Here is a 12749-nt window from a genome sequence, read left to right as displayed (position 1 = left end):
AAGTAAAACTTTTTATTACAAAGAAAACAAAAATATTAACTTGTCATACTCCAAATACATAAAATACAATCGATTATTTTTTGAATTTGAATATTTTACAGAATAGTTTTTTAAATATATAACCCGAGACACACACACTTAAAGCGCTTGAAATAAAAATTATATCTTTATAAAAAAGAATAAATTATGGAGCTGGATGTATATAAGACCTTGCTTTAAGTCTATACACTTAAAAACAAAAATGCCCACTTTTCAGTGAGCATTTTTTGATAGCCTTTATTTATAAATTTCTAACTAATAAAATTAAAAGATAAAGGGTATGATGGAGATTCGCCATTGTTGGCTTTAATAGCATTAATTATTGGAAATATTAATGAAATAAAACCAATAACAATCAAACCTATAATGCCTAATCCTAATAATATAATGGCAGGAATACAAATAATAGCATAGATAAGCATGCTTAACTGAAAGTTAATAATTCGTTTTCCTTGTTCGTCCATTTCAAGCACTTTGTCTTTCTGTGTAGCCCATAAAATAAGAGGAACGATAAGGCCTCCAAATCCTGTAACAAAAGTCAATAACTGACTTAAATGTGTGATAACTATTAACTGATTGTCTTTTCTCATGATGGTGTAATTTTGAATGATTGATGTATTAATATGACGCACAATCATTAAAAATGTTACACTTTTTAATGAGACAGTTTCAATTATTTAACAGAACAACTAGCTTCACCTTTTTTTATACCCAACTTTATGAGAATCGTTTCCAATAAACACCATTTTGTAAAGGCCGATTGGATTAAATTCACTCCAATAAATACTGTAAACCACATCCAATTTGGATTTACGTAAACAGTTAAAACAACACTTAAAAGTACCATGGTACCTACTATCACTCTAAAATACGTATTTAACATTTTTTCTAATTTTTAAATTTATACATGTCTTTCAATTGGAACCACAACTGCTCTTACAGCGTTATTAGTTTCTACATTTGAATTAAACTCTTTTATTAAACTGAATAAAGTATCAATCTTTTCATCTTCTGTAAACGAGAAGAATAAGCTGGATTCATTTCCTCCTTTCACACTTGGAAACCAGCTGGTAGCCATTAATAAGGAAGATCCGTTTTTGTACCCATCAATTTCCGAACTACTAAAATTATGGATATCGGCATCTTTAAAAAGTCTCAAAATATCTTTTTGAAATTCTTCGACTGAGGTAACTATAACTAATTTCATATGCTATCTTTTATTTATAATTCTTCTTTTCAATCATATAATACACCAATGGCACAACCAACAAGGTTAATACGGTTGAAACAATAGTACCCCCCATTAACGAAATAGCTAATCCCTGGAAGATTGGATCGAATAAAATCACGAAAGCTCCAATAACAACCGTTCCTGCTGTTAATAAAATAGGGGTTGTTCTAACGGCTCCGGCTTCAATAGCTGCTTGCTTAAGAGGCACCCCTTCGGCTGTACGAAGATTTATAAAGTCAATTAATAACACCGAGTTTCGAACCATAATTCCTGCCAAAGCAATCATACCAATAAATGATGTTGCGGTAAAGAAGGCGCCCATAATCCAGTGACCTAAAATAATTCCTATTAAGGATAATGGTATAGCTACCATCATAACAATTGGAGCTTTAAAGTTTTGGAACCAACCTACAATTAAGATGTAGATTAGAATAATAGCACCTAAAAAGGCGATTCCTAAATCTCTAAATACTTCAAGTGTAATTTGCCATTCGCCATCCCATTTTACCGTATAATCATCTTCAAAATCTGGTTGTCCTAAATACAATTCATTCAATTCATAGCCTTGTGGCAAAGGAATGTCTTTTAATTTCTCCTCCATGCCCAAAATAGCATAGGCAGGACTTTCTAATTCTCCAGCCATATCAGCCAAAACATAAACCACACGTTTTTGGTTTTTTCTATAAATACTTTTTGCGCTTGTTGTTTCATTTATAGTTACCAGATCTGCAATTGGTACCATATTGCCTTGCTTAGATTTCACTTTTAACTGCGAAATATCTGTAAGCGTTGATTTTTCCTTTTCATCTAAAGCCAATACCAAACCTACCTGATTACTCGCATTTTCATCATATAAAGTGGTGATAGCTCTATTGGATAAGGCCATATTCATGGTATAAGCAATTTGCTGTGGTGCAACACCATAAAGCATAGCTTTCTCCTTATTAATTTCGAATTGATATTCTGTTTGGTCGTCTTCAACCATCCAATCAATATCCACCACATCGTCTGTATGCCTAAGAATGTTTTGAATTTGATCTGCAATCTTAATCTGCTCATTATAATCTGGGCCATACACTTCTGCAACAATGGTCGATAATACCGGAGGTCCTGGTGGCACCTCAACTAATTTTACGTTGGCATTGTATTTGGCTGCAATCTTTTGAATATCCAGACGTAATAATTTAGCAATATCATGGCTTTGAGCAGAACGCTCTCCCTTACCTATTAAATTTACTTGAATATCTGCCATATTGCTTCCTCCACGTAAATCGTAATGACGAACCAATCCATTAAAAGTAATAGGTGCTGAAGTCCCCACATAATTCTGATAGTTGACCACTTCTGGACGCGTAGTTAAGTATTGAGCAATTTCTTGCGCTACTACCCCTGTTCGCTCTAAGGTGGTGCCTTCCGGCATATCTATCACAACTTGAAATTCATTTTTATTATCGAAAGGCAGCATTTTTACGGCAACCGAATTGGTGAAAAACAATGACATTGTTCCCATTAAGATGGCAAAAGTTCCTCCTAAAAACACCCAACGTTTTGTTTTATTTTCCATTAATGGACGTTCAAACTTATTGTAAACACGATAGATAAACGTCTCCTCTAAGGGTTTTTCAACTTTTTCAGGCTGTCCCTTTTTATCTTTTTCTCTTAAGAAAATATATCCTAAATATGGTGTTATAGTTAAGGCTACAAATAACGAAAGAATCATTGCAATGGATGCACCAATCGGCATTGGAGCCATATAAGGTCCCATTAAACCAGACACGAAAGCCATTGGTAATACTGAAGCAATAACCGTAAATGTTGCTAAAATAGTTGGGTTTCCAACTTCGTTAATAGCATATAAAGCAGCCTGTTTAAAAGGCAAGCGTTTCATTTTAAAATGCCTATGCATATTTTCGGCAATAATAATGGAGTCGTCAACTACAATACCTGTTACAAATACCAATGCGAATAAAGTAATTCGGTTTAGCGTATAATCCATCATATAATAGCTCAACAAGGTCAGGGCAAAAGTAATTGGCACGGATAAAAACACAACCAAACCACCTCGCCAACCCATGGCTAGCATAACAACAAGTGTTACAGCAAAGATAGAACCAATTAAATGCCACAATAACTCTGAAACCTTATGAGATGCTGTTTCTCCATAGTTTCTGGTTATTTCTACATGTACATCGTCTGGAATTAAAGAGCTACGTAAATGTTCCACTTTATCTATAATCACTTCCGAAATTTTCATGGCATCGGCACCTTTCCGTTTTGCAACAGAGATAGTTACAGCAGGATACTCCGATTTATAATCAGCCGATTTTACACTTCCTTTTCCAAATCCTAAACTCACATAGTTTTGTGGAACTTCCGGACCATCAAGAATAGTTGCTACTTGTTTTAAATAGATAGGCTGATTTTTATGTACACCCACTACCAGATTCTCAACATCTGTAACTGTTTCTAAAAACTTTCCAGTGTTTACAAGGAATTCGGTATCGTTCTTATCAAAACTTCCAGAGCTTAACTGACTGTTATTAGCTTTAATCATTTCAGAAACCGATAGGAAATCCAAACCAGATGCAGCCAATTTATCTTTATCTAAAACCACACGCAATTGGCGGTCTCTGCCTCCAATTTTATGCGTCATAGACACATCATTCACTTTTTTAATTTCGTTTTCTAACTCTTCAGCCATTTGGCCTAATTGGTAATCGTCGTAATTTTCACTCCACAAGGTGAGCCCCAACATGGGTACATCGTCAATTGCACGTGTTTTTACTAATGGAAACGTAACCCCTTGAGGCATTTGATCCATGTGCTTATTGATTTCGTTGTACAGTTTTACAAATGAACGCTCAATATCTTCACCTACATAAAATTGAACAATGACCATGCCTTGTTCCTTCATAGAAGTAGAATACACATACTCTACTCCTTTAATATTAGAGATTAATTTCTCTAAAGGTTTGATAACACGAGATTCCACTTCTGTAGGACTTGCTCCTGGATACCCAACAAAAATATCTGCCATTGGCACATCAATTTGTGGTTCTTCTTCTCGTGGAATTAAAAATGAACTGTACACACCAACAACCATAAATACAATCATTAAAAGCACTGTAAGCTTAGACTGTATAAAGATTTTTGCGATTTTCCCTGCGATACCTTCTTTCATATATTTGCCCCTTAGTCCCAAATGATAGAACTTTAATGGGTGGTTTTTTAATTAATACTTATTTTATTGTTTGAAATATTATCTCAAACTAAAAACAACTTTGTTTTACTGAACACTTATTTTTGCTCCGTTAAACAATTTTCCTTCGGCTGAGACGATATAAGCTTCATCTGCCGATAAGCCAGATAAAACCTCAACCTGATTGCCATAGGTTCTACCTAATCGCAACCAACGCAATAAAGCTGTATTACTCTGACTAACTGTGTAAACACCTGATAGCTGACCATTAGTTATAATAGCATCTGTAGGGATTAAAACAATATTGGTAGTTGATTTTTTCTCTATAGGAAATTGAACCGTTACAAACATGCCTGATAAAATGTTAGCATCCGTTTTATCCAAAGCTATTTTCACCAAATACTGTCCTCCGGTATTCTTTGCTGAACTACTTACTTCAGTCACTTTTCCTTTTAAAGTTTGATTGATCGACTTAACCAAAACAGTAACTTCAATATCATTCTTAATTTGAGAAATTTCAGTTTCTGGAACCATTGCCATAACTTCAAAATCCCCTGGAGATTCTACTGAAATTAATGGTTGTCCTGGATTTGCCATATCTCCTTCTTTCACATTTTTAGAGGTAACAACTCCAGCAAATGGCGCTGTAATATTAGAATATGCAAATTGTGCATTCACTTCGTTTTTCATTTGTTTGGCTGCTTCTAAACGCGCTTTTGCCATTTCAAAATTAGCTATGATATCATCTAACTCTTTTTGTGAAGCAGAATTACTTGCAAACAAACTTTCAAAACGTTTATAGTCCTTTTGTGCATTGTTAAAAGCAGCAGTAGCTTCTGTTATTCCTGCATCTACCTGAGCACGTTTTGCTTGTAAATCGGTGTTGTTAATAGCAACTAATAATTGTCCTTTAGTTACTTTATCGCCAACATTTACATGCACTTTAGTTACATATCCCATCATTCTAGTGCTTAAATCAGCACTATTAACAGATTGAATTGTACCACTAACAGCTAAAAATGGATTATTGTTTGCCTCGGCAACCTGGCTCACTTCTACCTTAATTGCAGGAGAATTATCTACGGCTACCTTTTTGTCTTCACCTCCACAGCTTGCCATAAAGAGTGATGCTGCTATTATTGTTACTATGTACGTATATTTTTTCATTGATTTCGTATTTATATCCTTTCCTTGAAAAGTAAGTTTTTAGTTTGTTAATTAGTTTTTAGTCAAAAATTGTAGATACGCTTGCGCATAATTATATTCGAAAATAGTTTGATAATACTCCAATTGTTTTTGTGAATATTGAGTTTCAGACAATAACAAATCGGTTGTTTTCTCTAAACCTTCTTCATATCTGTTGGTTCTAATTCTAAATGATTCTTCAGATTGCTCTAAAGCCAGTTTCGTTAAATTCAACCTATTTTCTGCATCTGTTAGCATACGTCTTGCTTTATTCAACTCTAATTGGTTTTGAGAAACATACTGATCGTATTGTAATTTAGATTTTTCAAACTCCGCTTTACTTTTTTGTGCTTTTCCAAAACGTTTGGTTCCATCTAAAATAGTCCAGCTTAATTGGGCTCCAAAAATATAGCCATTGGCATCTCCCTGAAAAATTTGATCATCGTATAATTCATAACTTCCAAAAGCATTTAGTCTTGGTAAAAACGACATATTATCTGCTTTGTTCATAGTTTCATAAGCTTTGGAAGCTAATTTCATTGCTTTAATATCTGAACGTTCTTCTGAAATTGTTTCCGAATTTAAAGCGCTGAAACGTGCAATTTGTAAACTATCTGATGGCTTATAAATAACATCGCTAGACTCACTCATTAGAAACGATAAATAATTGGAGGCATTTTCCACATTACTCTTAGCAGATTGTAACTGATTTTTAACTTCGTTTACACGAACCTCAACCGATAATACATCTGCTCTTTGCAGATATCCCTGCTTAAAACTATTATCTGCCAATTTCTTATTTGCATTTGCAGTCTCTAAAGCTTTTTCAAGTACATCAACGCCTTTATAAGCCAATTGTAATTGCATATAGGCCTTTTCTACTTCAAAAGCATAGTAGTCTGATGTGCGTTCAATTTTTAAAGCCTGAGCTTCCATTTTTGATTTTGCAGCCTTACGTTGATAAATGCCATCCATATTGATTAATGGTTGCTGAATTTCAAAACGAGTGGCAAAATTTTCTACCTGGCCAGGATTGTTTAATAAATCTGGATTAAAATCTGAGGCTGTTAAAATCTCTTGATTTAGTTTAGAACCAAAAGCCATTAAAGGATTTGTTGTAGCCATCCCTGTATGCGACGCTGTAATATTAGGTAAAAACACCCCATTGGTTTGTTTATAGTCTGCTTTTGCTTCTAAGTATTCTTGTTCAGAAATTTTAATAGCTCTGTTTTCATCTGAAACTTTAGCTAATACTTCAGCTTTAGTTATTGGCAACACTTGTTGCGCTTGTATGGCAACCGATGCGAGTAAAAATCCAATGCTGAATATATATATCTGTTTTTTCATGTATCAAATTGTTTATTAATGCAAATTTAAGATTATAAAGGCTATTGCAAAGTAACATAGGTTACCAAAGAGAAAGGCACTCGTAAGAATGCCTTTCAACCAACCAAAAATCACTGATAATATGGTTATCAGTTTACCTGTCTTGTGCCTCCATGTCCTCCAGCTACAATTACTAAAACCTTTATACTCAAGTATATGTATTTGAAGAACTGGATAATGGGATTCATCATCTTAAAGCGTTGATATTTTGAAATACGTTCTGTCATGTTGTTTCTATTTAAGTTTTTTTCACTACCTACTTCCTACTTCCTACTACCTACTACCTACTACTACCCATTACCTACTCAGGTAGCAACCACCAGAATGGTTTCATTTTAGCTTTATAAATAAAAGCGTAATGTAGGGTTAGTTTTAACCAATGTCCTGCCAAACCAATTTCGCCAAAGGTTTTACCTAATTGTCTTCCTTGAGTTTTTGGGTACTTATTATAATCTGGAACAATTGGAAAAGTTGTAATACTTACACCGCTTCCTGAAGTCAATCCATAACCTGCCGAAGCAATACAAGCGGCTCCCATATTTCCCATAGACCCTTTATGACTTAAGGATTCTTTACCGTTTTTAATACTATCTATAATATTATCGGCTACAATTTTAGCTGTAATTCCTGATGGCATTCCTGTTCTAGGTGGCGCTGGAGTAATATCTGTTCCATTTTTACTTTTTCTAGGTTTAGAAATAGCATGTGGAGGTGCAAAAGCAATTCCTGGAGCAAAAATATTATTGTATGAAGGATTCTGATACGTTTCTGGCCAATCCTGAACAGACCATTCTTCGTAAGGTCTTGGTGTATAATCTGCATCGACAATCATAAAACCTTTAAAGAGTTTTTCTGTAATATCCTGATCGTTTTTGTCGTATGCTTTAAAACCATGACCTGAAAACGACGGAATAAGCATGGCAAAATCGTAAGTTTCTGTTTTAAATTCGCCGTCTAAGTTTTCGTAATGAGCCAATCCGTCTTCTATTTTATTAACTGCCGAACCAAGAATCCATTTAATCCCTCTGTCTTCAAAAACCATTTCTATCATTTCATGAGACTTCATAGTCATCCCTTTATAGCTTAAAAGCATGCCGTCCATTCCAAAATCTCCTAGTTGATATTCATTAGAAATCCACGTAATCTCTGCCATATCACGGACTTTGTGTTTGCGCAACTCTTGTTCTACATTTAATATATACTCGAAAGCTGCCCCTTGACAAGTGGATTTAGCATGACCCGTTCCAATAAGAATCTTAGCCTTTTTACCCTGCTTCATTTCTTTAATCAACGCTTCCAAGTTTTCCCAGGCATGTTCTGCATGGGTGTAGGTACAAACCGAATAGGCTTTGTTTTGTCCAGGAATTAATCCCTCAGTTGCTTCAAAATTTAATTTGGGTCCTGTACCATTTATCAAATAGTCGTAAGTTACTTTTTCTTGCTGGCCTTTTTTATCACCCACAACATACTCAACCAAAACATAAGGTTTGTTTTCAGTTTGATCACCTTCCGGATGAAAGGTCATTGCTTTAGCTTGTTTAAAATCAATATGTTTCTTTTTATATAAAGGAGCTAAAGGAAAAAGAATTTGCTTAGATTTCATTCTACCAATTCCCACCCAAATATTCGAAGGTATCCATTGGTAATTACTGTTTGGTGACACCACGACCACTTCGTGTTCTTTAGAGAGTTTTCTTCTTAAATGAGATGCAGCAACGTGACCTGAGATACCAGCACCTAAAACAACTATTCTAGCCATGACTTTAATTTTTATTAAAGATAGGCTCCTTTTAACTGCCGCACAGTAACTTAAGTTACATAAGAAATAAATTGTTAAAAGTTAATCTTTTGAGTTTAATTTATTAATTAGCCATTTAGCGAATACCAAACCAAAAGCTCCACCAATTGCAGACACTAAAAGATTAATTGCCAACTGAAATCCATCAAAATCTCCATTATTCATTATAGACCAAGGATCAAAACCTAATCTACCGAAAGACTTAATTAACAAAATACTTCCAAAAACACCAATTAAGGTATTTCCTATAACACCAAAAGAGTATTTCTTCTTTAAATAACCCAAAAGGTTTGCTGCAATTATTCCTGTGAGAATACTTAATAATGAAATTAATGTTCCGGTCATAATACTAACTTTTTACTAATGTCCATAGTCCATATTATCAATCTTACCTCCCATCAATCTTTTTTGAACAATCATATAAATAAAAATTAGGATAAAACCAATAATTCCCCAAGATAACGCAACAGACAAACCATATTCTGGTGCAGCGGTGTTGTAAATGGATAAATGTTCATGAGTATCATTAACAGATGGCAATATTACAGGAAACAAAGAAGCTAATGAGGATGTAATTCCACCAACAATTAACAAGGTTGACAATACAAAAGCATGACTGTCTTTTTTGATTTTTTTGATAAAAAATAAGCCAATTAACCCTGTTAAATAAATGACAGGAAATATCATTAAATAAGGCTTTTGAATAAAATTATCTAAGGAATCAGGGTTGACCATTTGCCATACAATTAAAGAGAAAACGGTAAGCATTGCCAATGCAATATTTAATTTAAAAATAACACTTTTAAGTTTGTTGTTTATTGATGAATTGGTTTTTAAAATCACCCAATTGGCACCATGAATTGCTAATGTAACAACTGATATTAATCCTATTATAATTGTAAACCAATCTATAACGCCTGGATGGTCTGTTAAAGGACTAAAACTACTATCCCATAATGGTAAGAAAAAATAATGCCCTTCGTGAGCAGAAACTCCATTTTCTACGCTTCCTAAATTTACACCTCTTACTATATTACCTAAGGCAATACCAAAAAACAGGGCTAATAATAAACTGGAAACCCCAAAAGAAGCATCCCAAATATCTTTCCACATTTGATATTTGAATTGTCCTCTAAACTCTAATCCAATAGCCCTAAAAATAATTAACCACAACACAATTATTAATGGTAAATAAAAACCACTGAATACGGATGCATAAAACGTTGGAAAAGCCATAAAAAGCATACCTCCTGCTGCCACTAACCAAACCTCATTAGAATCCCAAAATAAGCCTGCAGATTTAGTAATGACTTCTTTGTCCTTTTCTTCCTTAGCAAAAAACAAGTGAATGATTCCTGCTCCAAAATCATACCCATCTAAAATAAAAAACACCGTTAAAACAACAGCTATTGCTATGTACCAAAATATTTCCATAATTAATGTTTTTGAGATATTGGGCCCTGGTTGATAGTTTTACCGACTAAGACTAAAAACAACAAGCCTAGAAGCATATATAAACCAACAAAACCGAGTAAAGTAAATAGTGTATTACCAGAAGAAACCGTAGGTGAAATACCATCGCTAGTCCTTAACAAGCCGTAAACCAAATACGGTTGTCTTCCCAATTCTGCAGTATACCAACCTGTAATGTTCGCGATATAAGGAAATGGTACTAAAAACATAATCGTCCAGAGTAATGGCTTCATGTTGTATAATCTTTTTCGCCACAAAAAGAAAAGTGCTAATGCCATAACGCCTATAAATATGGTACCCAAACCAACCATAATATGATAAGCATAATATAATGCGGGAACATTGTCTGGCAATTCATCCTCCTCAAATTGGTCCATTCCGGGAATTTGTTTATCCCATTCTTGGTAGGTTAAAAAACTTAAAATATTAGGAACTGCAATTTTATTATCAAGTTTTTTATCTACCATATTCGGTTGACCAATAAGCACAATTTCGGCTCCAGCTTCTTCTGTTTCAAAAATACCTTCCATAGCTGCAAACGTTCCTGGTTGATATTTTGCAACATTTTTTGCGTTCCAATCTCCTGTAGGAAAAGCAACTAAAACACTAGAAACTAATCCAAAAACAACACCTGTTTTTAAAAATAACCTGCCATATTCAGAATGTTTATTTCTTAAAATATAAAAGGCACCAATACTTGCCATAACAAAAGCTGAAGTTACAACAGAACCCATTTGATTATGTAAAAAGGCTGGAAGTAGCCAAGGGTTTGTAAATAGTTCTGAAAAATTATTCAATACAAATTTTCCATTTTCTAAAATTTCATAACCTACAGGATTTTGCATCCAAGCATTGGTTGCTAAAATAAACCAACCACTTGCCCAGGAACCTAAAAATACTAAAAAGCCAGTTAAGAAATGAAGCTTTTGTCCCATCAGTTTTTCTCCAAAAATAAATAAGGCTAAAAAAGAGGACTCTAAAAAGAATGAAAACATGCCCTCCATAGCCAAGGTCTGTCCAATAATACTTCCCGTTAACTCAGAAAACTTTGCCCAATTGGTGCCGAATTGAAATTCCATTGGGATTCCCGTTACCACTCCCATTGTAAAATTAATGGCAAAAATTTTCATAAAAAACTTTGCTGCGTTATTGTATTTTTCAATTTTAGTTCGAAGGAACTTCCATTTAAAATAGACAATCATTAAAGATAATCCCATGGTTAATTGTGGAAAAATGTAGTGGAATGTGATAGTAAATGCAAATTGCAGTCTATCGTAAAATATCATGTCTTCCATTCAGAAAAGAATTTTTTAAAACTAAGGTATCCTGCAAAATTAGGCAATAAATTAAGCTCTATGTGTAACATTAGTAACGTTGATATATTTTGTTTTCTAAATATTTAAAATTATTTAATTTATGCTCTAGTCAAGAAAGTTTCTTATAATTTATTCCCTGATTTTAATTAACATCAATTTAACTCATGTAGGTAACAAATGTTACAAAGAAGGTTTATCATTTATGATATTTTTGTATAATCGTGAAAACTAAAACTTACATAGCGGCATTACTTACATTTATCTTTTTGGCGAAATTTGTAGCCATAGATGCAAATGGGTTAAACGTTTTGTTCAGCGGAAATAACATATCTTTTGTAAAACAGAATTGTAAGAATAAAAATTCTTCAAAACAGACAAAGAAAACAACAGATTTTTCTCAGATTGATCTATCTACTTCGCAAGAAATCATATTAAGTGGTTTTTGCACATCACAGTTTCAATTTGATTTGTTTACTTGGGAAACAAATATTTTAAAATCTATCACGGTTTTGAACGAACACGTACCTTCAAATTTAAGCTATCGTTATTTAGATAACGATTCTCCTCCACCTCGCTTGGCTTAAACTTCCAAACTCCCCTTTTTAAAACAAATTAAAGTCGGTGCTTTCGAAGTGATTTTTTACGTCCAAAAAACACATAAAACGGAACTATTAGGGATAGGCATCGCACAAAATCAAACTTTCAAAAATCATTTTCAATGACGACAAAAATATTAATTAGCCGTCGTTCCATACAGCTATTGCGTGTTATGATAAGTGGAATATTTCTAGTGGCGGGTTTTAACCACTTAGTCCATGTAGAGAAAACAGCACAGCGAATTGAACAATCAAACCTTACGAGTATCGCCCATTTGTTTGGCGTTCTGCAATGGCTTGTTATTGCCTCTGGAAAAGTAATGATTGTGGCTGGCTTCCTGTTTCTTATAGGATATAAAACCAAATGGGCAGCAATAGTCTTGATGGCTGTTTTAATACCTATAACACTAACAATTCAAGTAGGGCAAATAACAACGCTTGGACCACTATTTAAAAACATCGCAATTTTAGGTGGACTTCTATTCTTTATAATGAACGACATCAATAAACCTTTAAAATAAATAAA

Annotated in this window: 13 protein-coding genes; 2 read left to right on the top strand and 11 right to left on the bottom strand. The window is 33.8% G+C overall.

Going from position 1 to position 12749, the window contains the following annotated elements; genetic code table 11:
- Positions 1-290: 290 nt before the first annotated feature.
- The 11 genes from OS191_RS05845 to OS191_RS05795 all read right to left on the bottom strand — a co-directional run bounded on the left by OS191_RS05845 (position 291) and on the right by OS191_RS05795 (position 11606).
- A complete protein-coding gene (locus OS191_RS05845; RefSeq protein ID WP_267154787.1) occupies positions 291-629 on the bottom strand; it encodes a DUF4870 domain-containing protein in 339 nt (112 codons plus the stop codon).
- Between the two features lie 83 nt (positions 630-712).
- Entirely contained in the window at positions 713-922 is a 210-nt protein-coding gene (locus OS191_RS05840) for a YgaP family membrane protein (protein WP_267149019.1), read from the bottom strand.
- A gap of 18 nt (positions 923-940) precedes the next feature.
- Entirely contained in the window at positions 941-1246 is a 306-nt protein-coding gene (locus OS191_RS05835; RefSeq protein ID WP_267154786.1) for a hypothetical protein, read from the bottom strand.
- A 10-nt stretch (positions 1247-1256) separates the two neighbouring features.
- On the bottom strand, positions 1257-4451 hold the full coding sequence (locus tag OS191_RS05830; RefSeq protein ID WP_267154785.1) for an efflux RND transporter permease subunit: 3195 nt from the start codon (positions 4449-4451) through the stop codon (positions 1257-1259).
- 105 nt (positions 4452-4556) lie between these two features.
- Positions 4557-5636, bottom strand: a complete 1080-nt coding sequence (locus OS191_RS05825; RefSeq protein WP_267154784.1) for an efflux RND transporter periplasmic adaptor subunit — start codon at positions 5634-5636, stop codon at positions 4557-4559.
- A 51-nt stretch (positions 5637-5687) separates the two neighbouring features.
- On the bottom strand, positions 5688-7001 hold the full coding sequence (locus tag OS191_RS05820; RefSeq protein ID WP_267154783.1) for a TolC family protein: 1314 nt from the start codon (positions 6999-7001) through the stop codon (positions 5688-5690).
- A gap of 128 nt (positions 7002-7129) precedes the next feature.
- Entirely contained in the window at positions 7130-7267 is a 138-nt protein-coding gene (locus tag OS191_RS05815; RefSeq protein WP_267154782.1) for a hypothetical protein, read from the bottom strand.
- 74 nt (positions 7268-7341) lie between these two features.
- Positions 7342-8799 carry an NAD(P)/FAD-dependent oxidoreductase gene (locus OS191_RS05810; protein WP_267154781.1) on the bottom strand — a complete coding sequence of 486 codons (1458 nt, stop codon included), beginning with the start codon at positions 8797-8799 and terminating at the stop codon, positions 7342-7344.
- Positions 8800-8880: 81 nt separating this feature from the next.
- A complete protein-coding gene (locus OS191_RS05805; RefSeq protein ID WP_267154780.1) occupies positions 8881-9183 on the bottom strand; it encodes a hypothetical protein in 303 nt (100 codons plus the stop codon).
- Between the two features lie 15 nt (positions 9184-9198).
- A complete protein-coding gene (gene cydB / locus OS191_RS05800) occupies positions 9199-10272 on the bottom strand; it encodes a cytochrome d ubiquinol oxidase subunit II (RefSeq protein ID WP_267154779.1) in 1074 nt (357 codons plus the stop codon).
- A gap of 2 nt (positions 10273-10274) precedes the next feature.
- Positions 10275-11606 (bottom strand): cytochrome ubiquinol oxidase subunit I, encoded by a 1332-nt coding sequence (locus tag OS191_RS05795; RefSeq protein WP_267154778.1) that lies wholly within the window; start codon positions 11604-11606, stop codon positions 10275-10277.
- A gap of 242 nt (positions 11607-11848) precedes the next feature.
- Between OS191_RS05795 and OS191_RS05790 the strand changes: the two genes are divergently transcribed.
- Positions 11849-12211: a hypothetical protein gene (locus OS191_RS05790; protein WP_267154777.1), complete on the top strand. Its 363-nt coding sequence runs from the start codon at positions 11849-11851 to the stop codon at positions 12209-12211.
- Between the two features lie 134 nt (positions 12212-12345).
- Positions 12346-12744: a DoxX family protein gene (locus OS191_RS05785; protein WP_267154776.1), complete on the top strand. Its 399-nt coding sequence runs from the start codon at positions 12346-12348 to the stop codon at positions 12742-12744.
- Positions 12745-12749: the final 5 nt, after the last annotated feature.

The sequence above is a fragment of the Xanthomarina sp. F2636L genome (assembly GCF_026410195.1).
In the GTDB taxonomy this organism is placed as follows: domain Bacteria; phylum Bacteroidota; class Bacteroidia; order Flavobacteriales; family Flavobacteriaceae; genus Xanthomarina.
This window is presented reverse-complemented; position numbering and strand designations above follow the sequence as displayed.